This window comes from Micromonospora sp. NPDC047548 (genome assembly GCF_040642975.1).
Lineage (GTDB): Bacteria > Actinomycetota > Actinomycetes > Mycobacteriales > Micromonosporaceae > Micromonospora.
In genome coordinates, this window is sequence record NZ_JBEYTI010000015.1 from 1 (window position 1) to 24,016 (window position 24,016).

At 72.5% G+C, this 24,016-nt stretch carries 20 protein-coding genes and 2 pseudogenes; 16 read left to right on the forward strand and 6 right to left on the reverse strand.

The genetic code is table 11. The features are described from left to right. Positions 1 to 498: 498 nt before the first annotated feature. The 3 genes and pseudogenes from ABZ807_RS17285 to ABZ807_RS17295 all read right to left on the reverse strand — a co-directional run. Positions 499 to 1,287, reverse strand: coding sequence for a maleylpyruvate isomerase family mycothiol-dependent enzyme (locus tag ABZ807_RS17285; protein ID WP_357158276.1), 789 nt, complete (start codon positions 1,285 to 1,287; stop codon positions 499 to 501). 139 nt (positions 1,288 to 1,426) lie between these two features. Then, positions 1,427 to 2,059, reverse strand: a pseudogene (locus ABZ807_RS17290) (Tn3 family transposase); the annotation flags it as partial. A 21-nt stretch (positions 2,060 to 2,080) separates the two neighbouring features. After that, positions 2,081 to 3,085: pseudogene (locus ABZ807_RS17295) on the reverse strand (ISAs1 family transposase); the annotation flags it as partial. Between the two features lie 602 nt (positions 3,086 to 3,687). On the opposite strand from ABZ807_RS17295, the gene ABZ807_RS17300 reads away from it, so the two are divergent. The 4 genes from ABZ807_RS17300 to ABZ807_RS17315 all read left to right on the forward strand — a co-directional run bounded on the left by ABZ807_RS17300 (position 3,688) and on the right by ABZ807_RS17315 (position 5,398). Then, positions 3,688 to 4,275: a GNAT family N-acetyltransferase gene (locus ABZ807_RS17300; protein WP_357158279.1), complete on the forward strand. Its 588-nt coding sequence runs from the start codon at positions 3,688 to 3,690 to the stop codon at positions 4,273 to 4,275. Between the two features lie 70 nt (positions 4,276 to 4,345). Then, positions 4,346 to 4,558: a hypothetical protein gene (locus ABZ807_RS17305; protein ID WP_357158712.1), complete on the forward strand. Its 213-nt coding sequence runs from the start codon at positions 4,346 to 4,348 to the stop codon at positions 4,556 to 4,558. 248 nt (positions 4,559 to 4,806) lie between these two features. Then, on the forward strand, positions 4,807 to 4,998 hold the full coding sequence (locus tag ABZ807_RS17310) for a CsbD family protein (protein WP_357158281.1): 192 nt from the start codon (positions 4,807 to 4,809) through the stop codon (positions 4,996 to 4,998). Between the two features lie 64 nt (positions 4,999 to 5,062). Beyond that, entirely contained in the window at positions 5,063 to 5,398 is a 336-nt protein-coding gene (locus tag ABZ807_RS17315) for a YnfA family protein (protein WP_357158284.1), read from the forward strand. 93 nt (positions 5,399 to 5,491) lie between these two features. Here ABZ807_RS17315 and ABZ807_RS17320 read toward each other — a convergent pair whose 3' ends face one another. Beyond that, the gene (locus ABZ807_RS17320; RefSeq protein ID WP_357158287.1) at positions 5,492 to 6,898 is read right to left on the reverse strand and encodes a lysine 2,3-aminomutase; all 1,407 of its coding nucleotides are present in this window, start codon (positions 6,896 to 6,898) and stop codon (positions 5,492 to 5,494) included. Positions 6,899 to 7,054: 156 nt separating this feature from the next. Between ABZ807_RS17320 and ABZ807_RS17325 the strand changes: the two genes are divergently transcribed. The 9 genes from ABZ807_RS17325 (at position 7,055) to ABZ807_RS17365 (ending at position 17,621) form a co-directional block, all read left to right on the forward strand. Further along, positions 7,055 to 8,104: a zinc-binding alcohol dehydrogenase gene (locus ABZ807_RS17325; protein ID WP_357158691.1), complete on the forward strand. Its 1,050-nt coding sequence runs from the start codon at positions 7,055 to 7,057 to the stop codon at positions 8,102 to 8,104. 5 nt (positions 8,105 to 8,109) lie between these two features. Beyond that, positions 8,110 to 9,681, forward strand: a complete 1,572-nt coding sequence (locus ABZ807_RS17330; protein WP_357158290.1) for an amidohydrolase family protein — start codon at positions 8,110 to 8,112, stop codon at positions 9,679 to 9,681. A gap of 73 nt (positions 9,682 to 9,754) precedes the next feature. Next, positions 9,755 to 11,314 (forward strand): lysine 5,6-aminomutase subunit alpha, encoded by a 1,560-nt coding sequence (locus ABZ807_RS17335; RefSeq protein ID WP_357158293.1) that lies wholly within the window; start codon positions 9,755 to 9,757, stop codon positions 11,312 to 11,314. Beyond that, positions 11,311 to 12,063 (forward strand): OAM dimerization domain-containing protein, encoded by a 753-nt coding sequence (locus ABZ807_RS17340; RefSeq protein WP_357158296.1) that lies wholly within the window; start codon positions 11,311 to 11,313, stop codon positions 12,061 to 12,063. Before ABZ807_RS17335 ends, ABZ807_RS17340 begins: the two co-directional genes overlap by 4 nt. After that, positions 12,060 to 12,452, forward strand: a complete 393-nt coding sequence (locus ABZ807_RS17345) for a hotdog domain-containing protein (protein WP_357158299.1) — start codon at positions 12,060 to 12,062, stop codon at positions 12,450 to 12,452. The genes ABZ807_RS17340 and ABZ807_RS17345 overlap by 4 nt, the downstream gene beginning before the upstream one ends. Further along, positions 12,449 to 13,786 carry a glutamate mutase L gene (locus ABZ807_RS17350; RefSeq protein WP_357158302.1) on the forward strand — a complete coding sequence of 446 codons (1,338 nt, stop codon included), beginning with the start codon at positions 12,449 to 12,451 and terminating at the stop codon, positions 13,784 to 13,786. The genes ABZ807_RS17345 and ABZ807_RS17350 overlap by 4 nt, the downstream gene beginning before the upstream one ends. An 846-nt stretch (positions 13,787 to 14,632) precedes the next feature. Beyond that, on the forward strand, positions 14,633 to 16,180 hold the full coding sequence (gene lnt / locus ABZ807_RS17355) for an apolipoprotein N-acyltransferase (protein WP_357158694.1): 1,548 nt from the start codon (positions 14,633 to 14,635) through the stop codon (positions 16,178 to 16,180). Between the two features lie 27 nt (positions 16,181 to 16,207). After that, on the forward strand, positions 16,208 to 16,990 hold the full coding sequence (locus tag ABZ807_RS17360; RefSeq protein ID WP_357158305.1) for a polyprenol monophosphomannose synthase: 783 nt from the start codon (positions 16,208 to 16,210) through the stop codon (positions 16,988 to 16,990). An 85-nt stretch (positions 16,991 to 17,075) separates the two neighbouring features. Next, positions 17,076 to 17,621: an FxsA family protein gene (locus ABZ807_RS17365; RefSeq protein WP_357158308.1), complete on the forward strand. Its 546-nt coding sequence runs from the start codon at positions 17,076 to 17,078 to the stop codon at positions 17,619 to 17,621. A 63-nt stretch (positions 17,622 to 17,684) separates the two neighbouring features. Here the strand turns inward: ABZ807_RS17365 and ABZ807_RS17370 are convergent, their stop codons facing one another. Beyond that, positions 17,685 to 18,026 carry an RNA polymerase-binding protein RbpA gene (locus ABZ807_RS17370; RefSeq protein WP_007070998.1) on the reverse strand — a complete coding sequence of 114 codons (342 nt, stop codon included), beginning with the start codon at positions 18,024 to 18,026 and terminating at the stop codon, positions 17,685 to 17,687. A 218-nt stretch (positions 18,027 to 18,244) separates the two neighbouring features. Between ABZ807_RS17370 and ABZ807_RS17375 the strand changes: the two genes are divergently transcribed. Together ABZ807_RS17375 and ABZ807_RS17380 are read left to right on the forward strand one after the other, a co-directional pair. Continuing rightward, positions 18,245 to 19,726, forward strand: coding sequence for a peptide MFS transporter (locus tag ABZ807_RS17375; protein ID WP_357158697.1), 1,482 nt, complete (start codon positions 18,245 to 18,247; stop codon positions 19,724 to 19,726). 92 nt (positions 19,727 to 19,818) lie between these two features. Continuing rightward, a complete protein-coding gene (locus tag ABZ807_RS17380) occupies positions 19,819 to 21,888 on the forward strand; it encodes a molybdopterin-dependent oxidoreductase (RefSeq protein WP_357158311.1) in 2,070 nt (689 codons plus the stop codon). Here ABZ807_RS17380 and ABZ807_RS17385 read toward each other — a convergent pair. Next, positions 21,876 to 22,994 (reverse strand): hypothetical protein, encoded by a 1,119-nt coding sequence (locus ABZ807_RS17385; RefSeq protein ID WP_357158314.1) that lies wholly within the window; start codon positions 22,992 to 22,994, stop codon positions 21,876 to 21,878. The genes ABZ807_RS17380 and ABZ807_RS17385 overlap by 13 nt on opposite strands. A 152-nt stretch (positions 22,995 to 23,146) precedes the next feature. Here ABZ807_RS17385 and ABZ807_RS17390 point away from each other — a divergent pair, with 152 nt between their 5' ends. Further along, positions 23,147 to 23,977: a TIGR04222 domain-containing membrane protein gene (locus ABZ807_RS17390; RefSeq protein WP_357158316.1), complete on the forward strand. Its 831-nt coding sequence runs from the start codon at positions 23,147 to 23,149 to the stop codon at positions 23,975 to 23,977. Positions 23,978 to 24,016: the final 39 nt, after the last annotated feature.

The window sequence follows — 24,016 nt, forward strand, 5'->3', positions numbered from 1 at the left end:
ACCACCTCGACAAGGAGCGACAACGAGTCCACGCCGACCGCTACCTCGACGGCGTCATCCCAGCCTGATCATCCCTCCAAGGGAGCCGCACCCATTGGTAACCGCGCGGTCGAGGATGCGCGCCTCTAGCACCGGTCCTGCCGGGGTCGGACGGGATCTCCGGGTAGCACATGCCCACCTGGTCGATGTCGACGTGGCCGGCGCCGGGCAGGCCCGTGAACAGCTTCCAGGCCGTGGTGGACTTGCCCACGCCCGAAGGGCCGCACAACCACAGCACTGGCAGAGGAGCCTGCACAACCAGAGGATCACGTACCGCCGCGTCCACCGGCAAGCACATTTCCGTATTCACCGGCCATGCTCTCGCGCCCGACACAACCTGTCCTTCAAGGTCTGTACCGCCAGCAAGGGCGCATCTCTTCCAGCCACCCGAGCCGGATACCCTGCGACTTGGCTGCGGCATCGGCCCCTCGGGCACACGAGATGGCTTGTCGTCGATTGTCACACGGACGGGTCCCAGGCGATGAGCTGATCGAAGATGCGGCGGTCGCCGTCCCACTTCAGGGAATCCAGCGGTATGCGGCCGTAGAAGAACAGGACCAGGTCACTGGCCGTGCCCCGGGCGGAGGCGTCGGCCGTGCCCGGGTCCTCGCTGGCAGCGGGCTCGCCGAAGCGGGCGACCCGTGCGCCGTCGCGGGACAGCCGGAGGCGCCAGGAGCGGCCCTCGGTGGCGTGGTAGTCGACGACGGCGGGTTCGTGTGGCCAGGCGACCGTCGTGGCGCAGAGGGTGTACTGGCAGTCGTCGAAACCGTCGAGGGCGACCTCGTTTGGTAGCGGCTGCGGGGCACCCACGGTGAGCTGGGCGTCGTAGGTGTGCACTGCGATCTCAGGAACTTGGCGCCGCGCCCAGGCACCAGAGGTTTGCGGTGATGGGGAGTCCCCCCACCACGTCCAACAGCCGCGGTCCGGCCCGGCCTCGCGCAGCGCGCTCGTCAGTTGCTCGACGGACGCGGTCCACCAGGCCAGGAGAGCCTCGCGTTCCCGAGGCGCACCCATGCCGTCCTCCCAGGCCGACTTGTCTGGGGGAGCGTCTGCGGGCCCTGCGGCGACGATGGCGGCTGATTTGCGGCGGCCCATGCCCACGTGTTGCACAAGATCGAACAGCGTCCGCTCGGGATGGGTCGGCACCTGCAGGTCGAGGCTGGGCGCCGCGGCGACCGCAGCGCGGAAGGCGGTCGACCGTTCGTTGATCAGCCGCAGCTGATCATGGAACGTGAGAATCTTGTGCACCCAGGCTTTCTATCACCGTGTTCCGACGACCGGACAGCGATTTTCACGGCCGACGCAGCGGAGCCCCGCGGCACTAGCAGGTCAGACGGTCTAGGGCGCGACGGCGCGGGCTCCTGCAAGATCCAGTAGCGAGATGGCGTCAGCTGACATCGGTTTCCGGGTCGCGCAGCGGCCTGAGCCGCTGTGCATTGGACGGCGCTGGGAAGGTGTAACGCCCGAGCATGTTGACGTGCGCATACCCGAGCGGCGACAAACGGGCGGCGTCTTCGTCGCGGACCTGTGAGCCCTGCTCGCGTAGCGCGGTGACGGCGAGGTCGATGTAGCGGGTGTTGAAGAGCACGACGGCGTTGAGGACGAGCCCGAGCGCGCCGAGCTGGTCTTCCTGTCCGGCGCGGTAGGGCTGCATGATGTCGCCGCGGTGTCCGTGCAGGATCTTGCGGGCCAGGGAGTGTCGGGACTCGCCGATGTTCAGTTGCCGGGTCACGGTACGCCGGTACGTTTCGTCGACCGGGTCGACCATGGCCAGCAGGTGCAGGGTCTTGGCGATCCGGCCGTACTCGGCCAGGGCTTGACCGAGCGGGGTGGGATGCCCGTCGCGGGTCAGCATCCGCAGCAGGTCGTAGGCGCGGACCTGGTTAGTGATCAGGGAGCCGGCCACCCGTAGCATGTCCGGCCAGTGGGTGATGATCCGTTCGAGGTTGACCTTGTTGCGGGCGATCGCGTTCAGCGGCCCGTAGTCGCCGGCGGCCCGGCCGGGAATGTCGGCACGCCAGAACCCGGTGCCGCCCAGGGCCCAGTGGACGCTGTTCTCGATGGTCCAGTGCTGGCGGGCCCAGGCGGCGATTTCTTCGGGTCGGGCCTGGTGGGTGGGCAGGTCCGTGATCGCGTAGACGACCTCGGTGGTCCACTTCTTCGTGCCCAGCTGGCGGCGTCGGCGGCGGATCCGCACGACCTGATGGGCATGGGGAAACATCAGATCATCCACGGTGACGACCTGGACCTCGCGAATCTCGTCGCGGCCGTGGCCGCGGTCGCGCTGTCGGTGCAGAACGGGCACCTGTTTCCACGGCAGCGCCCACAGTGCGGCGGCGAGGGTGGGCTGGTTGTCCTTGACCGTGAGCAAATACTGGGCGTGGCGTTGCTCGACGAGGTAGACGGCGTGGGCGCGTTGCGCGTGCAACGCATCAGCGGTGATCACCGCTCCGGCGAGGTCGGTGTCGGTGATCTGGTCCAGCAGGGGCGCGAACTCGGGAATCTCGTTGGTCTTCGCGTCAATCTGCCGGGCGGCGAGAGTGACCGCGTCGGCGTGACGCACGGCCGACAGGATGAACACCTGGCTGCCGTCGGGACGTCGGGCGCCGCGCAGGCACTTGCCGTCCACCGCGATCGCGGCACGCCGCGGCGTGCCGCCGGCGGCGGCGTGGTGGGCACGACGTTGTTCCCGCTCGGTCACACCGTCCGGTGTCTGCGCGCCGGATTCGGGTCGGGTCAGTGTGGCAAGGTGCCCGAATCCGACGGCGGCCAGATCAGCTGGGTCCACCTTGCCGTAGGCGTCGCGTAGGGTCCGCTCGTCCGGCACTCGGTAACGGCCGGTGAACGGGTTGAACGGGCAGCCAAGCCGTCGAAGATCCCCCTGGTCACAACGGCGAACCCACTCCGCGATCGCGGTCAGGCAGTTGTGACCCGCCGCGGTCATCGCGCAGACACCGATCGCGAGCAGGGTCGCCAACGCGTAGCGCACACCACGCGGATCTCGAGGGTCATTCACCCCCGCCAACCGGTCGAGCAGCCCCTCCATAGTTGACCCCGATGCCGAGGAGGACACGGCCGCGACGCCAACGGCCGAGGCGATGAGCGATGATGACACGGCGAGCACGGCACCCCTTGCGGATCTTGAAGCCTAGACAACTCCATGATCCACAGGTGCCGTGCTCGCCCACACTCAGCCACCCGGCCACAGTCAGACCAAACAGGACATTCGCGGACTACTCCGGGGCCCTGCCAAGGCCCCGCGCTCGCACGTTTCACCACTGAAATACAGCGCACCGTCAACCCGAACTACCGCTGGTATTCGTGGCCGCACTACCGCAAGTTCCCGCCCGTCACCCAATGGATCATGGACCAGATCGAGGCCATCCGAGACCCTGACAACCACAGGTTGCTGCGCCGGGAGCAACCACCCGAGCGCTACGAACATGCCACCGGCATTCCGCACCCGAGACGCGGCCCCAGCACCGCGCACCGGGACTTGCCTCAGCTTCAATGGCAGAGCTGACGACCCGACTTTGCCAATCAAGTCGAGGCACCCCAGATCAGGAGCGTGATCATGCCTCCAATTACCGATGCGCAGCCACCCCTGCCGACATGACACCCGTGATCGTTGCCAAGAGAGGATGAGGTGTGACCTCAACCCTGTCAACGCCGCCCGCCATTCGCGCCGGCACACTCGCCAACAGCCAGCAACCGGTGCTGTCCGCCGCCGGCGGCCTGCGGCTGCGACCCTGGGAAGCGGCCGACGCCGCAGTATTCTTCGCCGCCTATCGCGACCCCGAGATCCAGCACTGGCACACTCGCCAACCCGCATCTGAAGACCAGGTCCGTGAGTGGTTCGAACTGTATCGCCAGGCATGGGCGGAGGAGACGGGCGCGAGTTGGGCGGTGACCCGCGGCGGCGGTGAGGTGCTGGGGCGTATGGCCATGGGCGGAATGAATCTCAATGACGGCGTCGCGGGATGCGCATACTGGGTGCTCCCGGCCGCCCGCGGAGCAGGTGTGGCCTCCCGCGCGCTGACGGCCCTGAGCGTCTGGGCACTCAGCGAGGCTGGTTTCCACCGTCTACACCTGGATCACTCGACCCGCAACAACGCCTCCTGCCGCGTCGCCGTCAAAGCCGGTTTCCTCTTGGAGGGCACCAAACGCAGCGACGCCATCCACTCCGACGGTCGGCACGACATGCACCTCCACGCCCGCATCCGGGGCGACGAGTGACTCGCCTGGATCAGGGCGGCTGCCGCATTTACTCGCCAGTCCCCGTCGCCTCAACTCCACTGGCAGAAACGTGCGTGCAGCTCTGCCAGTCAATCTGAGGCACCCCAGCTCAGGAGCCAGATCATGCCTCAATCTCATTGGCAGACGACAGCAGGAACTGGCCTACTGGCGGGACTTCACCGGGCGCGCGGACCTGGCGACCACGGTGATGGCCTGCCTGGAACACGACGCTCCGATCCTCACCGGGGAGCACCGCTACGGCGACGACGACCTGCCGGACTAGAGCGGCGAGTCCGCCCGCCGTGAGCTGAGGGCTCTTGTTGCCGATTCTGGCCGCCGATGCGTACCTGCTTGATCAGTCACCACCTTCCGGCACAGTGTCCTAGGATGCTCTACCCCGCGTGACTCCTGCCACGCGGTCAACCACACCCACCGCCGACCAGACGCGGTTTCGGGCCCCACCGACCGGGGACGCACCGGGGGAGCGGGGCACCCGGCCCCGCGCACCGCCGGAGCAGCAGGAGGCGAGACATGAACTTCACGGACAAGGCGAAGAACAAGGCCCAGCAGCTCACCGGTGTCGCGAAGGAGCGGATCGGCGACGTCACCGACAATGAGCGGATGCGGGCCGAGGGCGCCAACGAGCAGAGCGCCGCCCGGGCCAGGCAGGCCGGCGAGAACGTCAAGAACGCCGGACGCGACGCGCGGGACGCATTCCGCTGACGCAGGTGCGTGCCGAGCGGTCCCCGGGGGTATCCCCGGGGACCGCTCGGCTAGCGTGGCGGGCGTGACACTCGCCCGGTCCCTGCTGCTGTTCGCCCTGGCCGCGCTCGCCGAGATCGGCGGGGCCTGGCTGATCTGGCAGGGCTGGCGGGAGCACCGGGGCCTGTGGTGGATCGCGGCCGGGGTGATCGCGCTGGGCTGCTACGGCTTCGTGGCCACCTTCCAGCCGGACCCGAACTTCGGCCGGATCCTGGCCGCGTACGGGGGCGTGTTCGTGGCGGGGTCGTTGGCGTGGGGCATGCTCGTGGACGGCTTCCGGCCGGACCGGTGGGACCTGGCGGGCGCGGGGATCTGCCTGCTGGGTGTCGCGGTCATCATGTACGCGCCGCGCGGCGGCTGACCCCGGGACGAGGAGAGATCGGTGGTGTCGCGGTGGCGGAGACGCGGATCGCCCGGCACCCTGTGACGGGTGCCGGGCGATAGCGGATCGGGATCAGTCGTCGCGGTGGGCGGCCCACCACTGCTGGCCGGCCTCGGGCAGGGTGTCGATCGGGTCGTAGTAGGCGTAGCGCTTGTTGAGCGCTTCCAGGTCGGCGGATTCGATCGAGGTGCGGTAGTTCTTGGTCCAGTACGAGATGCCGCGTTCGCGGTCGTACTCGGTGAGCATGTGCACCCAGCGCTTGCCGACGAAGGGGACGTCGCAGACGATCCGCGGAGTGGCGTAGCCGGGCAGGTAGCCCATGATGTCGTGCTGGAGCTGCTGGGCGTGCCAGACCGGGACCCGCCAGTGCTCGGCGTTGGGGATCATGTCGCACATGTAGAAGTAGTACGGCAGGATGCCCGCTTCGCCCTGCAGGGCGAAGCAGAGGTCGAGCAGGTCGGGGGTGGTGGCGTTGACGCCGCGCATGAGCACGCCCTGGTTGCGCACGTCGCGGACGCCGACGGCGAGGGCGGTCTGGGCGGCCTTGGCGACCAGCGGGGTGAGCGACTGGGCGTGGTTGACGTGGGTGTGGATGGCCAGGTTGACGCCGCGACGGGCGGCGGTGCGGGCGACCCGCTCCAGGCCCTCGACGACGTCGTGCTGGAGCCAGTGCTGGGGCAGGCCCATCAGCGCCTTGGTGGCGAGCCGGATGTCACGTACGGTGTCCAGCTCCAGCAGCCGCATCAGGTACGACTCGAGGTTCTTCCACGGCACGTTGGCCACGTCACCGCCGGAGACGACGACGTCGCGTACACCCGGGTGGGCCTTGAGGTAGGCGATGTGGGCGTCGTAGCGGTCGACGGGCTTGAGGGTGAGCTTGAGCTTGTCGACGGTGGGGGTGGAGTTGCCGACCAGGTCCATCCGGGTGCAGTGGCCGCAGTACTGCGGGCAGGTGGAGAGCAGTTCGGCGAGGACCTTGGTGGGGTAGCGGTGGGTGAGGCCCTCGGCGACCCACATGTCGTGCTCGTGCAGGGAGTCGCGGCTGGCGTACGGGTGTGACGGCCAGTCGGTGCGCCGGTCGGAGGCGACGGGGATCATGTAGCGCCGGACGGGGTCGGCGAGGAACGCCTCGGTGGTCATCGGGGCGAACGGGACCATGGTGTTGAGCATCTGCGGCGGCACCAGCATGGACATGGTGGCCAGGGCGCTCTGGTCGGCGGCGAGGTCGTCGTAGAAGGTCTCGTCGACTCCGTCGCCGAGGACGGTGCGCAGCTGCTTGATGTTCTTGACGCAGTTGACGCGCTGCCACTGTGCGTTTTCCCACTGCTCGCGGGTGACGTGGCGCCAGCCGGGGAAGCGGGTCCAGTCGGGTTCGACCAGAGGGCTGCGGCGGTACTCGTACGGCTGCCCGGCGGTCGGCGTGGCGACCGGGGCGTGACGGGGTTGAGGGATGGTCTCAACCGGTTGGGTCTGGGTCACGGCCCCTCCTCGGTGCGTGGTGATGTAGATGATCAGCGGCTAGGCTACTGGAAAATATCCGGTGAAGAAATTAGTCTGCCGGAAGTTTTCCCGCGATGCGAGCCCAGGCCGGGGCTTCGAGCGGCTGGACAGGGGGAGGTCGGCGTGACGTCACCGGTGGGTCTGCACCGCGTTGTGCAACCGGCGGGGGTGCTGCCGCAGGCGGCGTGGCGGCTGGACGCCGACCCGCGGATCGCGCCGAACGAGGTGCGGATCCGGGTCGAACGGCTGAACCTGGACGCGGCGAGCTTCCGGCAGTTGTCGGAGAAGCACGGCGGCGACGGGGAGAAGGTCCGCGCCGAGGTGCTGGAGATCATCGCTACCCGGGGCAAGATGCAGAACCCGGTGACCGGGTCGGGCGGCATGCTGATCGGCACGGTGGAGGAGGTCGGCCGGCGCTCGCCGCTTTCGCTGAAGCCAGGCGAGCGGGTGGCGACGCTGGTGTCGCTGACGCTGACGCCGCTGACCGTCCTCGACGGGCTGGCCCGCTGGGACGGGCGCAGCGAGCAGGTGCCCTGCGACGGGTATGCGATCCTGTTCGCCCGGTCGATCGCCGCGGTGCTGCCGGCGGACCTGCACCCGGAGCTGTCCCTGGCGGTGCTGGACGTGTGCGGGGCACCGGCGCTGACCGCGCGGGTGGTGGCCGGGTACGTCGAGCAGCGGCGCCGTGCGGGCGATCCGACGCCGGTGAACGTGGCGGTGATCGGTGGCGCCGGCAAGAGCGGGTCGCTGTCGCTGGCCGCGGCGAGGCGGGCGGGCGCGGCTCGTACCGTCGGGGTGGTGCCGGTGGCGGCGGAGCGCGACGCGCTGAGCGACGCCGGTCTGGCCTCGGTGGTCGCGCTGGCCGACGCCCGGGATCCGGTCGCGCTGTCGACGGCGGTGACGTCGGCGCTGGGGGTGCCGGCGGATGTCACGGTGGTCTGCGTGGACGTGCCGGGTTGCGAGCACGGGGCGGTGCTGGCCACGGCGGACGGCGGCACGGTGATCTTCTTTTCGATGGCGACGAGTTTCGCGGCGGCGGCGTTGGGCGCGGAGGGGCTGGCGGCGGACGTGACGATGCTGGTGGGCAACGGTTACGTGCCCGGTCACGCGGAGCTGGCGTTGGGGCTGTTGCGGTCGGAGCCGGGGGTCCGCGGTCTGTTCGAGTCGCGGCTGGCGGCACACTGAGTGCCATGACGAACCCCTCGACTCTGTACCGCGGCGGGCTGCTGTACTGTCCGGCCGATCCGGGCGCGACGGCCCTGCTGGTGACCGGTGGCAAGATCGCCTGGTTGGGGGCGGACGCGGACGCGCCGGCCGCCGACCGGGTGGTGGAGCTGGACGGGGCGTTGGTGACGCCGGCGTTCGTGGACGCGCACGTGCACGCCACGGACACCGGGCTGGCGTTGTCGGGGCTGGACCTGTCCGCGGTGCGGTCGGCGGCCGGGCTGCTGGACGCGGTGGCGGCGTTCGCGGCGGGGTTGCCGTCGGACGCGGTGGTGCTGGGGCACGGGTGGGACGAGTCGAACTGGCCGGTGCCGGAGCTGCCGGACGCGGCGGCGTTGGACCGGGCGGCCGGGGGCCGGCGGGTGTACCTGTCGCAGGCGTCGATCCATTCGGCGCTGGTGTCGGCGGCGCTGCTGGCGGCGTGTCCGCAGGCGGCGGAGGCGGCCGGGTACGACGCGTCGGGTTGGCTGCGTCGCGACGCCCACCACGTGGTGCGGGCGGCGGCGTTCGAGTCGGTGACGCGGCCGCAGCGGGTGGCGGCGCAGCGGGCGGCGTTGGCGCACGCGGTGTCGCTGGGTATCGCGGCGGTGCATGAGTGCGGTGGTCCGGAGATCTCCGACGAGGAGGACTTCACGGGTCTGCTGGCGCTGTCGGGGGACGGCGTGGCGGAGGTGTACGGCTACTGGGGTGAGCTGCTGGGTGCGGCGCGGGCCCGGGAGTTGGGCGCGGTGGGGGCCGGTGGTGACCTGTTCGCCGATGGGGCGTTGGGGTCGCGGACGGCGCACGTGTCGCGGGCGTACCTGGACGGCGACGGGGGTTCCTGCGGGCACGGGTACGTCTCCGTGGACGAGGTGCGTGACCATCTGCTGGACTGTGCGGCGCACGGGATGCAGGGCGGGTTCCACGCGATCGGTGACGCGGCGATCTCGACGGTGCTGGACGGATTCGCGGCGGCGGCGGAGAAGCTGGGCACGGACCGGGTGCGGGCGGCCCGGCATCGGGTGGAGCACGCGGAGATCATGAACAAGCGTCTGATCGCCGGGTTCGTGGAGTACGGGATCGTGGCGAGCATGCAGCCGGCGTTCGACCGGTTGTGGGGTGGCGCGGGCCGGATGTACGAGTCGCGTCTGGGCCTGGACCGGTCGTTGGAGTCGAACCCGATGGGGGCGATGCACGCGGTCGGGGTGGCGTTGGCGTTCGGGTCGGATTCGCCGGTGACGCCGCTGGACCCGTGGGGGTCGGTGCGGGCGGCTGCGGCGCACCACAACCCGGTGCAGCGGATGAGTGTGCGGGCGGCGTTCGCGGCGCACACCCGGGGTGGCTGGCGGGCGGTGCACCTGGACAACGAGGGTGTGCTGGCGTTGGGGGCGCCGGCGACGTTCGCGGTGTGGTCGACCCCGGCGGGGGTGGAGCGGGGTCTGCCGGTGTTGCAGGCCGAGGACCCGGAGCTGCGGGGTGCGGAGGACCCGACGCCGTTGCCGGTGTGCCGGCGGACGGTGCTGCGCGGTGAGGTCATCTATGAGGAAGGGTCTGCGTGAGCGAGCGTAGCGAGCGAGTCGTCGGCACAGCACTGGGCCGTCGCGGGGTCACCGAGCACGGCGAGGTGACGGCGTGACGGGCAAGCTTGACCTGGATCCGGCGCTGGTGGCCCGGGCGCGGGAGTTGGCGCGCCGCGCCGGGCAGCCGGTGGTGGATCTGGCGCGCAGCCACACGACGGTGTCGGTGGAGCGGGCGGTGCTGCGGCTGGCCGGGGTGACCGGTGCCGACCCGGATGGTATTCCGTGGGTGAATCGCCTGGTGGACGCGGTGGTCGCCGACGTCGGCCTGGGCCACGGGGTGGCGGTGCCGGTGTTCGACGCCCTGGCCCGGGAGCAGATCACCGACGTGACGTTGCTGGCGCAGAAGGCCGCGGCCGGGTCGGTGCGGTTCACGTCGCCGACCGGGAAGGCGGCCACCGCGGCGCGGAAGGCGGCGCGGCGGGCGGTGGGCGCGGGGATCCGGCTGATCGACCGGCGGCGGGCCGAGCGGGATCGGCTTGTCAGGCGGTACGGGGATCCGGCGCAGCGGCCGTGGATCTACCTGATCGTCGCGACCGGTGACATCTACGAGGACATCCCGCAGGCGCAGGCCGCGGCGCGGGCGGGCGCGGACGTGATCGCGGTGATCCGGTCGACGGGTCAGTCGCTGCTGGACTACGTGCCGGAGGGGGCGACCCGGGAGGGTTTCGCTGGCACGTACGCCACGCAGGAGAACTTCCGGCTGATGCGGGCGGCGTTGGATGAGACGTCGAAGGAGTTGGGCCGGTACGTGCGGTTGACGAACTACGCGTCGGGTCTGTGCATGCCGGAGATGGCGACCCTGGCGGGTCTGGAGCGTCTGGACATGATGCTCAACGATTCGATGTACGGGATCCTGTTCCGCGACATCAATCCGATCCGCACGTTCGTGGACCAGCGCTTCTCCCGGCAGGTGCATGCCCGGGCGGGGATCATCATCAACACCGGTGAGGACAACTACCTGACCACCGCTGACGCGGTGGACGAGGCGCACACGGTGACGGTGTCGCAGCTGCTCAACGAGTTCTTTGCGCACGAGGCCGGGTTGGCCGACTGGCAGTTGGGGTTGGGGCACGCGTTCGAGATCAACCCGGATCTGCCGGAGTCGTTCCGGCTGGAGTTGGCGCACGCGTTGCTGGCGCGGGAGTTGTTCCCGGACGCGCCGTTGAAGTGGATGCCGCCGACGAAGCACATGACCGGGGACGTGTTTCGCGGCAATCTGCTCGACGGGTTCTTCAACCTGGTGGGCACCATGACCGGGCAGGGCATCCTGCTGGTGGGGATGATGACGGAGGCGGTGGTGACGCCGTGGCTGTCGGACCGGGACGTCGCCCTGCAGAACGTGCGGTATGTCCTCGGGGCGGCCGGCGGGTTGCACGAGGACTTCGTGCCGGCGCCGGGCGGGTTCATCCAGCAGCGCGCCAACCGGGTCCTGGGTGAGGCGCTGGACCTGCTGGAGCGCGTCGGTGACCAGTCGCTGTTGACGGCGATCGCCGAGGGCACGTTCGGGATCATGAAGCGGCCGGCGGACCGGGGCAAGGGTCTGGCCGGGGTGGCCGCGCACGAGGGCGACTACTACAACCCGGCCACCGAGATCCTGGAGCAGCCGGCATGAGCGACAAGAAGATCGTCCGGCCGTACGGGGACACCACCGGCGACGGCATGGTGCAGGTGTCGTTCACGTTGCCGGTGCCGCACGACAAGCGGGCCGAGGGCGCGGCGGTGCAGTTGGCCAACAAGATGGGCATCGACCCGGCGATGCTGGTGCACGCCAAGCCCGTCGGTGACGCGTTCACCTTCTTCGTGGTGTACGGGCGGGTGAACCATCTGGTGGACCTGGCCGCGGTGCAGGTGGTCGAGCGGGACTTCGCGCTGCTGTCGGCCAAGGAGGTCAACACGGTGGTGAAGCAGCGGTTGCGGCGCAAGCTGTCGGTGGTGGGGGCGTGCATCGGCACGGACGCGCACACCGTGGGCATCGACGCGATCCTCAACGTCAAGGGCATCGCGGGGGAGAAGGGCCTGGAGTACTACCGGGAGTTGAAGGTCACCAACCTGGGCGCGCAGGTCAGCGTGCCGGAGCTGGTGGAGGCGGCCCGGGTGGAGAAGGCCGACGCGGTGCTGGTGTCGCAGGTGGTGACGCAGCGCGACGCGCATCTGCACAACACGCGGGAGATGTCCGCGGCGTTCCGGGAGGCGATGCCAGCTGGGAAGCGGCCGCTGTTGATCGTGGGCGGGCCGCGGTTCGACGAGACGATGACCGGCGAGTTGGGCGTGGACCGGATCTTCGGCCGGGGCACCACCCCGGGTGAGGTGGCCAGCTATCTGGTGCACGCGCTGATCACTGACAAGAAGGCGAAGGCATGAGTGATTCCCGGGTCGGGCTGACCGTCACACATCGGCGGTACGTGCCGTACTCGCACGCCCACTACGCGGGGAACCTGGTCGACGGGGCGTACGCGCTGGGGTTGTTCGGGGACGTGGCGACGGAGGTGTGCATCCGCACCGACGGCGACGAGGGGTTGTTCGCGTCGTACTCGGATGTGCAGTTCCGGGCGCCGATGAAGGCCGGGGACGTGCTGGAGGTGGTGGCGACGGTGACCCGGGTGGGCACCCGCAGCCGCACCATCGAGTTCGAGGCCAGGGTGGTGTGCCGGGGCCGGCCGGACCGGTCTGAGTCGGCGGCGGAGGTGCTGGAGACGCCGGTCGTGGCGGTTACCGCGACCGGCACCGTGGTCGTCCCGCTGCCGGCGTGACTCTCGCCGTCTGCGCCGACGTCGGGTCCACGTACACCAAGGTCACGGTGGTGGACCTCGACGGCGCCGGCCTGGTCGCGGCGGCGGCGGCGCCGACGACGGTCGGCACGGACGTGCTGCACGGTCTGGACGCCGCCGTCGGCGCGGCCACCGCCGGGCTCGGGGTCCGCGACCTGCCCTGGTACGTCTGCTCGTCCGCGGGTGGTGGGTTGCGCCTGGCCGTGGTCGGCTACGAGCCCCTGGTGACCGCCCAGGCGGGCCGCCGGGTGGGGTTGTCGGCGGGCGCGAACGTGGTGCATGTGGCCGCGGGCCGGCTCGGCGCGGCGGACCTGGCGGCGCTGCGGGGGGCCCGCCCGGATGTGGTGCTGCTGGTCGGCGGCACCGACGGCGGGGACGCCGACACGTTGACCCACAACGCGACCCGGTTGGCGAGGGCCCGCTGGCGGGTGCCGGTGGTGTTGGCCGGCAACGTCGCGGTCCGCGACGAGTTGTGCGCGCTGCTGGCCGGGGCGGGGGTGCCGGTGACGGCGGCGGACAACGTGCTGCCGCGCATCGGGGTGCTGGCCCCGGCGTCGGCGCGGGCGGGGATCCGGGAGGTGTTCCTGCGGCATGTCATCGGCGGCAAGCGGCTGTCCCGGGGGACCCGGTTCGCGCGGCTGGTGCGGGCGGCCACCCCGGACGCGGTGCTGACCGGGGTGGAGGTGCTCGCCGACGCCCTGGGTGGGGACCTGGCGGTGGTGGACGTTGGTGGGGCCACCACCGACGTGTACTCGGTGCTCACCCCCGACGAGCGGGCCGACGGGCCCGGCCGGGAGGTGGCTGGGACGCTGTGGCGGGCCCGGACCGTGGAGGGGGACCTGGGCATGCGGTGGAGTGCGCCCGGGGTGGTCCGCGCGGCCGCCGAGGAACGCCTGCTGGCCCCGGCGGAGCAGGACGCGTTGGCGCGGGCGGCGGCGGTGCGCGCCGCCGACCCGGGGTTCCTGGCCGGCTCGGATGCCGAGCGGGCCGCCGACCGGCGGATCGCGGCGTTGGCCGCGACGGTGGCGCTGCGGCGGCACGCCCGGGGCGCGGCCACCGGGGAGCGCGCCGGCCGGGATCTGCGGGACGTGCGGCTGATGGTGGGTTCGGGCGGTGTGTTGCGTCACGCGCCCGCCGCGGACGCCGCGGGGGTCCTCGCCGCGGTGCTGGCCGACCACGCCGGCGGGTGGCCGCTGCCGCGGGAGGCCCGCGCGGTGGTCGATGTGGACTACGTGCTGGCCGCCGGTGGTCTGCTCGGCGAGGAGCATCCAGGGGCGGCGCGGGCGTTGCTGCGCCGGCATCTCGGCACGGATTGAGACGCGCCGACGCGACACGCCGTGGCGCAACACACGACTGGCCGGGGGTGGGTTGACAGCGGCGGGGGTGCAGGCCGTACCGTCTTTGAGTCCTACTACGGGAAGCGGCTGTTGTTCGCTTCGTCCCTTCGTCCGCTGGCCGAGCGACATGATGCAACTCGTCGCGGCGGCCAGGTCCAGCGGGCGGGGGTCGGCGGGGCGGCGCGAACCGGCCGCGGTTACCGGTGTACGGGCAGGGTGGGAGGCACGGCCAGTAGACAACGGCCCGGCGGGGGCAGCCAGTCCGCGTCCGGTCGGTCCGAAGGTCGGCGCACCTCACTCTCGCCCCACCGGCCGGGAAGGGCCTGGGAGCATCGGGGCGCGGCGTATGCCGCGCCCCGATTTGTGTTCAGAGGTCCTGGGTGTGCGACTCCAGCAGGTCGGCCAGCCGGTGTGGGCGGTCCCGCGCCGTCGAGCATCCGGGCGGTCACCTCGTCGGGCACGTCGTGGAAGAAGTCCACCGCCAGGTCGACGCCGGCGTCCGGGGTGCGGCCCTGGGCGGTGGCGTACGCGGCGCGGGCCGGGGCGTGGCCGGTGGCCGCCCACCAGTCGCCGGCCGTCTCACCCGGTGCCAGTAGTCGGCGCTGCCGCCGGCGCCAGGGATCAGCACATACGTCACGGACGCTGTCATGCCGGTCAGCGTGCCAGCCGGGTACGACGAAACCCGGCCCGCCCGGCTCGCGGCACGTCCGGGAGCCGGCCGGGTAGCCTTCGGCGCGTGATCGTGGTGAGGTGCCGGTGACGACGCTCGACCGGGATGAGACCCGTGCCACCGAGGGGGCACGCCGTTCGGACACGGGGCGCGCGCTGCCGCTGCGGCTGGCCGTGCCCGCCGCCGTGCTCGCCGGACTGGCGATGCTGCTGGCGTTCCCCCCGTACGGGGTGTGGCCGTTGGCCCCGGTGGGGGTGGCGCTGCTGGGCGCGGCGGCGCACCGGCGGCGGCTGCCCGCCGGCGCCGGCCTGGGTTTCCTGACCGGGGTGGCGCTGTTCGCGCCGATGCTGGAGTGGACCAACCTGCACACCGGCCACCTGCCGTGGCTGCTGCTGTCGCTGCTGCAGGCCGGCTACCTGGCGCTGCTCGGTGCCGCCACCGCGTGGGTGTCCCCGCTGGTCGACCGGCGCCGCTGGGCGTGGCCGGTGGTGACCGGGCTGCTGTGGGTGGCGCAGGAGGCACTGCGCGACCGCACCCCGTTCGGCGGGTTCCCGTGGGGGCGGCTGGCGTTCAGCCAGGACACCTCCCCGCTGCTGCGGCTGGCCTGGCTCGGCGGCGCGCCGCTGGTGACGTTCGCGGTGGCGCTGACCGGGGGGCTGCTGCTCGCCGGCGGGTGGCGGCGCTGGCCGGGGCGCCACGGGCGCGGCTGGGCGCCGGTGGCGCTGCTGGTGGCGCTGGCCCTCGCCGTCACCGGCGGGGCGCTGCTGGTGCCCACCGGCGCGGCCGGCACCGGCCGGACGGTCACCGTCGCGGTCGTGCAGGGCAACGTGCCCCGGCTCGGGTTGGACTTCAACTCCCAACGCCAGGCGGTGCTCAACAACCACGTCGACGCCACCCTCGACCTGGCCGCCCGGGTCGACGCCGGCGCGCAGCCCCGCCCCGACCTGGTGGTCTGGCCGGAGAACTCCTCCGACATCGACCCGCTGCGCAACGCCTCCGCCGGGGCGCGCATCTCCCAGGCGGCCGACGCGATCGGCGCGCCGATCCTGGTCGGCGCGGTGCTGCTCGGCCCCGGGCAGGGGCAGGTGCGCAATGCGGGCATCCTGTGGCGGCCGGGCACCGGGGCCGACATGTCCCAGCTGTACATCAAACGGCACCCTGTCCCGTTCGCGGAGTACGTGCCGCTGCGGAAGGTCGCCCGGATGGTCAGCGAGCAGGTCGACCTGGTGCGCAACGACTTCGTCCCCGGTGACACCCCCGGGGTGGTCCGGTCCGGTCCGGCGGTGCTCGGCGACGTGATCTGCTTCGAGGTCGCCTACGACGGGCTGGTCCGGGACACCGTCGACGGCGGGGCGCAGCTGCTGGTGGTGCAGACCAACAACGCCACCTTCGACGTCGCCGAGGCCCGGCAGCAGCTGGCCATGGTGCGGCTGCGGGCCGTCGAGCACGGCCGGGGCGCGTTGATGGCCTCCACGGTCGGAGTGTCCGGGTTCGTGACCCCCGACGGGCGGGTAAGCGACGCCACCGGGTTCAACACCCGCGCGGTGGTGTTGCGTCAGATGGCCCTCGCCGACGGGCGTACCCCGGCCACTCGGGCCGGGGTGTGGCCGGAGGTGGCCCTGACCGGCCTCGCGGTGGCGGTCCTGGTGGCCGCCGGGGCGCTGCGCCAGGTACGCCGCCGGGAGGTCGACGCCGGCCAGTGACGCCGGGGGCAGATGCGGAGGGGTGCGGTGAGCGAGCCAGTGCAGGTGGGCCACGCCGGGGTGGGACGGGTGCTGGTGGTGATCCCCACCTACAACGAGGCCGAAAACCTCACCGACATCGTCGCCCGGGTCCGCGACGCCGCGCCGGCGGTGGACATCCTCGTCGCCGACGACAACAGCCCCGACGGCACCGGCGCCCTCGCCGAGGCGATGGCCGGCACCGACCCGCACGTCAACGTGCTGCACCGCCCCGGCAAGGAGGGCCTCGGCGCGGCGTACCTGGCCGGGTTCGCCTGGGCGCGCCGGCGCGGCTACGACGCGGTGGTGGAGATGGACGCCGACGGCTCGCACGCCCCGGAGGACCTGCCGGCCCTGCTGGCCGCCGCCCGCGACGCCGACGTGGTCATCGGCTCCAGGTGGACCCGCGGGGCGAGGGTGCTGAACTGGCCGCTGCGGCGGCTGCTGCTGTCACGCTGCGGCAACCTGTACGCGCGGCTGGTGCTGGGCATGCCGGTCTCCGACGCCACCGGCGGCTACCGGGTGTACCGGTCGGCGGCGCTGACGGCGATGGAGCTGGAGTCGGTCCGCTCACAGGGCTACTCGTTCCAGGTGGAGCTGTCGCGGCTGGCGCACCGGGCGGGGGTGCGGATCGTGGAGGTGCCGATTACGTTCGCCGAGCGGGAACGCGGCGCGAGCAAGATGAGCCCGCTGATCGTGGCCGAGGCGCTGTGGCGGATCACCACGTGGGGGCTGCGGGACCGGCGGGCGGCGGCGCGGCCCGGCCGGCGGGTGGCGGGCCGGTGGCCGTGACGCCTCGGCGTGTCATGCTGGAGGGGCGGGGTTTCCGCCCCGTGCCCGGTTCGGACCGGGCGCCGCGCGAGGCGGATGAGGTGAGATGCGCCGTTACCTGAGGTTCGTGCCACTGGCCCTGCTGCTGGCGGTGGTGCTGGAGCTGGCGGTCTTCGTCGGGGTGGGCCGGATGATCGGGTTCGGCTCGGTGGTGCTGCTGGTGTTCGCGGCGTCCCTGCTGGGGCTGGTGCTGCTGCGCCGGGAGGGGATGCGCGCCTGGCGCGGGTTCCGCTCGTCGGTGGAGGCCCGGCAGCCGCCGGGGCGGCAGGTGACCGACGGCCTGGTGGGGCTGTTGGGCGCGCTGCTGCTGGCCACCCCGGGCCTGGTCAGTGGCCTGGTGGGCCTGGCGCTGCTGGTGCCGCCGGTGCGCCGGCTGGCCCGCGCCGGGGTGCAACGTGCCGCCGAGCGTCGGGTGTCGTCGATGGTCGCCGGTGACCTGTTCGGGCCGCGTACGGTGCGGGTGCGCCGGGGCGCCAGCCGGCCCGCGTCGGAGTCGCCCGTGGACGGGCGGGTCGTCGCCCCCGAGACGCCGCAGGTGGTCGACGGGGGCCGGGCCATCGAGGGTGAGATCGTCGAGCCGCGCCGACCCTGACGCACGTACGACGGCGTCCCCGGGAACGTTCCCGGGGACGCCGTCGTTGTCTCGCGAGGCTCGTCAGGCGCGGCCGCGGCGGGTGCGGACCTCCTGCAGCCGCTCGGCGAGGATGTCCTCCAGCTCGGCGATGGAGCGGCGCTCCAGCAGCATGTCCCAGTGGGTACGCGGCGGCTTGGCCTTCTTCTGCTCCGGCTCGGTGCCGTCGACCAGCCGGGCGACGCTGCCGTCGAACTTGCACTCCCAGGTCGTGGGGACCTCGGCGTCGACGGCGAACGGTACCTCGAACTGGTGGCCCTTGGCGCACAGGTACTCGCGGGTCTGACGCGGCGCGAGCTCCGTGTTGCGGTCGGATTCGTAGCTGACCGCGCCCAGCCGGCTACCGCGCAGCATACGCTCGCCCATGATCGACTTCCCCTCGTTCGTGGTGCTGGTCTTCTCGGTGTAACGGCCCGTCGCCGCCGGGGCATTCCCGCCCGGCTGGGTGATCCGGCCCGGTGACCCCTGCAAGGGTAGCCGGCCATGAGCGGGACCCGGCGGGGTCGTCCCCGGCCGGGTCGGATCGGTGGAGTGTTTCGGCGCTCACCGGGCATGTTAGCGCCCCAGGTGTGCCGGAGGTGACGATGACCAGTGACGCGCCGGTCGATGCTCGACCGCCCGGTGGGAGGACCTTCTTCGGTCACCCGCGAGCGCTGTCGACCCTGTTCCTCACCGAGATGTGGGAGAGGTTCAGCTTCTACGGCATGCGCGCGATCCTCGTGCTGTACCTGACCGCCGCGGTCGCCGAGGACGGCCTGGGCATGCGGGAGTCCACCGCCAACGCGGTGTACGGCACCTACAACGCCATGGTCTACCTGATGGCGCTGCCCGGCGGGTGGGTCGCCGACCGGCTGATCGGGGCCCGCCGCAGCGTGCTGTGGGGCGGTGTGGTCATCGCCGCCGGGCACTACGTGATGGCGATCCCCACCAGGTGGAGCGTCTTCGCCGGCATGACCCTGATCGTGTTCGGCACCGGGCTGCTCAAACCCAACATCTCGACCATGGTCGGTGATCTGTACGACCGCGACTCCCCCCGCCGTGACGCCGGGTTCTCCATCTTCTACATGGGCATCAACCTGGGCGGGTTCCTGGCCCCACTGGTCACCGGCTTCCTCGGCGAGAAGGTCAACTGGCACCTGGGGTTCGGGGCTGCCGCGATCGGCATGACCTTCGGCGTGCTCCAGTACGTCCTGGGCCGGCGCAACCTCGGCGACGCCGGCGACCGCCCCGCCGACCCGCTGCTGGGCGCCGACCGCCGCCGCGCGCTGACCCGCGTCGGCGTCGGCGTGCTGGTGCTGCTGCTGGTGCTCGCCGCGCTCGCCGTGGCCGGACTGTTCACCGTCAACACCGTGGTCAACACGCTCACCGTCGCCACTGTCGTGATCACCGTCGGCTACTTCGCGCGGATCATCACCGACCGGGAGCTCAGCCGCACCGAACGCAGCCGGATGAAGGCGTATCTGTGGCTGTTCGTGTTCGCCGCCGCCTTCTGGCTGATCTACGACCAGGCCGGGTCGGTGCTGAACATCTTCGCCGCCGACCGGACCGACCGGGACGTGTTCGGCTTCACCTTCCCCGCCTCCTGGCTCCAGTCGGTCAACCCGGTCCTGATCATCATCGGGGCGCCGCTGTTCGCCTGGCTCTGGCTGCGCCTGGGCCACCGGGTTTCCACGCCGGTGAAGTTCGCCGTCGGCCTGGTCCTCAACGGCCTGTCGTTCGTGCTGATGGCAGCCGCCGCGAAGGCCGCCGTCGGCGGGGACCTGGTATCCCCGTGGTGGCTGGTCGCCGTGTACGCCATCCAGGTCGCCGGTGAGCTGTCGCTGAGCCCGGTCGGCCTGTCCGCCACCACCAAGCTCGCCCCGGTCAAGTACGCCAGCCAGATGATGGGTCTGTGGTTTCTCGCCACCGCCGTCGGTGACGCCATCGGTGGGCAGGTCGCCCGGCTCGCCGAGACCTGGCCGGAGCCGACCTACTTCCTCACCTTCGGGCTGGCGTCGTTCGCCCTCGGCCTCGGCGCGATGATGTTCACCCGGCACATCTCCCGGCTGATGGCCGGCATCCACTGAGCCCCGACCGCGCGGCCTGCGGTGAGCCCGGCGAGCAGTGCGGCGGCGGTCGGGGCCGCCGCGCGCCGCGCGGTGGGGATAGCATCCGCGCCATGGCCCGTACGACGACCCACCCCGGTGCCTGCCCGCTGGACTGCCCGGACACCTGCGCCTGGCAGCTCACCGTCACCGACGGCCGGGCCGTGGCGCTGCGCGGCGACCGGGACCACCCGTTCACCCGGGGCGCGCTGTGCGGCAAGGTCAACCGCTACCTCGACGCGGTCAACGGGCCCGACCGACTCACCAGGCCCCTCGTCCGGGTCGGCCCGAAGGGGGTCGGGCCGGTGTCGTACCGGCCGGCGAGCTGGGACGAGGCGGTCGACCGGGTCGCGGCGGGGCTGCGCGCCAGCATCGACCGCGACGGGCCGCAGGCGGTCCTGCCCTACTACTTCGCCGGGACGATGGGATTCGTGCAGGGCTGGACGATGGGGCCGCGGCTCTTCGCCCACCTGGGCGCGTCGCGGTTGCGCACCACCATCTGCACCGCCGCCGCCCGCGCCGCCCTCGGCTCCCTCTACGGCGGATCGGTCGGTTTCGAACCGGAATCCATCGTCGAGGCGAAACTGATCGTGCTGTGGGGCGCGAACCTGCTCTCGACGAACCTGCACCACTGGCCGTTCGTCCGCGAGGCGCAGGCCCGCGGCGCGTACGTGGTGACCATCGACCCGCTGCGCACCGACACGGCCGCCCGCAGCGACGAGCACGTCGCGCCGCTGCCCGGCACCGATGCCGCCCTGGCGCTCGGCCTGATGCGCCACGTCCGCGACCTCGGCGCCGCCGACCGGGAATGGCTGGCCGCGCACACCGTCGGCTGGGAGCGCCTCGACGCCCGCCTCGACGAGTGGCCGGTGCACCGTGCCGCCGCCGAGTGCGGCCTCGACGTCGACGTGGTCCGCCGGCTCGGCGAGCGGATCGCCACCACCCGGCCCACCGCCATCCGGGTCGGGCTGGGCCTGCAACGGCACGCCGGCGCCGGGCAGGCGGTCCGCGCGATCAGCGCGATCCCGCTGGTCACCGGGGACTTCCGGTACCCGGGCGGCGGCGCGCTGTGCACCACCTCCGGTCACCACATCATCGACCCCGGCCGGGTGGCCACGCCGCCGGACATGCCCGCCCCGCCGGCCCGCTCGATCAACATGAGCCGTCTCGCCGCCGCACTGACCGGCGAGGCCGACCCACCGGTCACCTCGCTGGTGGTCTTCGACGCCAATCCGGCCGCGACCGCCCCCGACCAGACCCGGCTGCGGCGAGGGCTGGGCCGGGCGGACCTGTTCACCGTCGTGCTGGAACAGCGGTGGACGGACACCTGCGACTGGGCCGACGTGGTGCTGCCGGCCACCATGCAGCCCGAACACCTCGACCTGCACACCTCCTACGGCCACCACTACGCCACATTGAACCCGCCGGCGGTCGCCCCGCCCGGGGAGGCGCTGCCGAACACGGAGATCTTCCGGCGCATCGCCGCCGCCCTCGGGCTGGAGCATCCGCGCCTGCGGGACAGCGACGAGGACCTGGTCCGGCAACTGCTCGACGGCACCGGCGTCAGCGTCGAGGAGCTACGTGAGCGCACGTACGCGCGGGCCACCGGTGTCGCCGTCGGCTCCGCCCCGTACGCCAAGGGCGGCTTCCCCACCGCCGACGGGCGGGCGCGCCTGTACGATCCGCGGCTCACCGCGCAGGGCGTCGACCCGCTCGTCGGCTACACCCCGCCCGCCGAGGCCGCCGACCCGGAGCTGGCGCGGCGTTTCCCGCTGGCGCTGATCTCCCCGGCCGGCCGGTTCTTCATGAACTCCACCTTCGCGTCGCTGCCCTGGCACCGCGACCGCACCGGACCGCCTCGCATCCACCTGCACCCCGACGACGCGGCGGCCCGCGGGTTGGTCGACGGGGACGCGGCGCGGGTGCACAACGACCGGGGCGCGTTCCTCGCCACCGTCGCCGTGGACGACGCCACCCGAGCGGGGCTGGCGTTCACCTACAAGGCGTACTGGGCGCGGCTGAGCCCCGGCAGCGCCACCGTCAACGCGGTCACCGGCGTCCGCGACACCGACCTCGGCGGCGGCCCGACCTTCCACGACACCCGGGTGCAGGTCGAGGCCGCACCGGCCGGTCAGCCCGCCTGAGGTGGCGCGCCGAGCCGGGCCAACGCGGCGGCCAGGTCGCTGACCTGGTCGGCGAGCTGCGCCATACGTCGCTGGGCGGCGTCGCGGTCGGCCTCGGCGGCGCGCAGGCGTACCTCGATCTCGGCCAGCCGGGCCTGCGCGGCGGCGCCAGCCTGCCGCGTCGCGGCCAACTCCGCGATCAGGGTGTCGCGCTGCCCGGCCGCAGCGGCCAACTCTTCGCGGGCGCGGACCGTCACCGCGGCGGTCTCCTTGCGGGCCGCGTCGGCCGCCGTCCGCGCGGCGTCCCGGTCCCGGGTCGCGGCCTCAGCCTCCGCGCGGGCCCGCCGCGCCTGCTCGGCGTGCCGGTCGGTTTCGGTACGCGCCCGCGTGGCCTCGGCGGTGGCCCGCTCGGCCTGGCGCAGTGCGTCACCGGCGGCGGCGGTGGCCCGTTCGGCGTCGGCGCGGGCGGTGTCCCGCTCGACGGTCAGGTCGGCGGCGCGCTGCCGTTCGGTGTCCCGTTCGGCGCGCAGCGTGCGCAGCTCGTGGCGGGCGGCGTCGCGGTCACGTTCGGCCTGCACCCGCAGCGCCTCGGCGGCGCTGGCGTCCCGGCGGGCGGCGTCCCGGTCCGTCTCGGCCTGCCCGGCGTGTTCCCGCGCGTCGGCGGCCCGCGCGCCGGCCTGCTCGGCCTCGGCCAGGGCGGCGTCGCGGTCCGTGGTCGCGGCGCGGGTCTCCTGCCGGGCGCGGGTGGCCTCGGCGGTGGCCGTCTCGGTGTCCCGGCGGGCCTCGTCCCGTTCGGTGTGCGCCTGCGCCACCTCAGCGGCGGTCTCGGCGCGCACCTGCGCGAGCTGGCGCTGCACCCCCACCGTGGAGAGTTCGGCGTGCAGCGCCTCGGTCAGCGTCTCCACGATCTGGTCGAGGCGGTCCACCGCCTCCCAGGTGCGGGCCACCTGGCCGGGCAGGCCGGGGGCGTTGCGGTGGCGCATCCGGGAGTTGCGGGAGGCCCGCTGGCAGGCGCCGTCGTTGTCCCGGCAGTAGCGGAACGGCCGGCCGGCGCCGGCACGCTGCGGCACTTCCCGCCCACAGTGGGCGCAGGGTCGGATGTCGGCGGGGGCGGGCTGAGCGTCCATCGAGGCGGAAGTCTAGTGCGGCGACCGGGGCGGTCAGTCCGCGGCGCGGGCCGTGCGGTCCGCCGACGGCACCCGCCGGGCGGCTGGGAGCGTGAGGTACGCCACCACCGCGCACGGTCGCCGTCCGGGTCCTTCGTTTCATACTTGTCGCCATGCTGTGGGGGATCGGTGGTCAGCGCTTCCTCGTCGACTACACGATCGCGGTCGCCGGGGCGCTGCTGATCGCCCTGTCGACCCGTTGGGCGACCGGGCGGCGTACCCGAGGCAAGGAACCGGGACCGATCGAACTGGCCTACCTCACCGACCGCGCCGTGCTGGCCTGCCAGGTCGGCGTCGCCGCGCTGCGGCGAGCCGGAGTCGTCCGCGTCGGCGACCTCGCCACACTTGTGGTCGACGGTCCGCCCCCGGCGTCGTCGGCGCCGCTGGTCCGGGCGATCCACGCCGCGCTACGCGGGCCGCAGACCTGGGCGGCGGTGCTGGCCGATCCGGCGGTGTCGCGGGCCCTGCGGCGGCTGGTGGCCCGGCTCGTCCGGGACGGCTGGCTGCTCACCCCGGCACAGCGGCGGCGGATGACCTGGAGTGTGGCGCCGCTGTTCCTGGTGGCCGCCGTCGGGGTGATCCGGCTGGTGGAGAGCGCCGTCGAGGCGCGCGACGCCGGTGGACCCGCCTCGGTGGCGGGGCTCCTGCTGTCCTGCATGGCGACCCTGCTGACGGGCTGGTGGTTGACCGAGGTGCCGGAGACCGGCGCGGCCGCGCGGCGTCTGCTGCGGCAGCGGCGGCGGGTCCACGCCGACCTCGCGCCCGCGCGGCGGCCGACGTGGAGCGGGCGCGGCAGCGAGGAGTTGCTGACCGCGATGGCGCTGTTCGGGCCGCGGCCCCTGCTCGCCGTCGACCCCCGGTTCGCCGACCTGGTCGGTGTCGACGCCAACCGGACCCGGCCGAAGGAGTACGCCTCCGACAAGCCGAGGCGCGCCCGCGTGTAGCGGCCGGGCTGCCGTCGTCGGCTCTGTCACGTCCCAGCC

Coding starts and splice junctions, on each gene's coding strand:
- ABZ807_RS17310 (WP_357158281.1), top strand. CDS start 4,807: ATGAACTTCACGGACAAGGCGAAGAACAAGGCCCAGCAGCTCACCGGT.
- ABZ807_RS17330 (WP_357158290.1), top strand. CDS start 8,110: ATGACGAACCCCTCGACTCTGTACCGCGGCGGGCTGCTGTACTGTCCG.
- ABZ807_RS17340 (WP_357158296.1), top strand. CDS start 11,311: ATGAGCGACAAGAAGATCGTCCGGCCGTACGGGGACACCACCGGCGAC.
- ABZ807_RS17345 (WP_357158299.1), top strand. CDS start 12,060: ATGAGTGATTCCCGGGTCGGGCTGACCGTCACACATCGGCGGTACGTG.
- ABZ807_RS17365 (WP_357158308.1), top strand. CDS start 17,076: ATGCGCCGTTACCTGAGGTTCGTGCCACTGGCCCTGCTGCTGGCGGTG.
- ABZ807_RS17370 (WP_007070998.1), bottom strand. CDS start 18,026: ATGGGCGAGCGTATGCTGCGCGGTAGCCGGCTGGGCGCGGTCAGCTAC.
- ABZ807_RS17375 (WP_357158697.1), top strand. CDS start 18,245: ATGACCAGTGACGCGCCGGTCGATGCTCGACCGCCCGGTGGGAGGACC.
- ABZ807_RS17380 (WP_357158311.1), top strand. CDS start 19,819: ATGGCCCGTACGACGACCCACCCCGGTGCCTGCCCGCTGGACTGCCCG.
- ABZ807_RS17385 (WP_357158314.1), bottom strand. CDS start 22,994: ATGGACGCTCAGCCCGCCCCCGCCGACATCCGACCCTGCGCCCACTGT.
- ABZ807_RS17390 (WP_357158316.1), top strand. CDS start 23,147: ATGCTGTGGGGGATCGGTGGTCAGCGCTTCCTCGTCGACTACACGATC.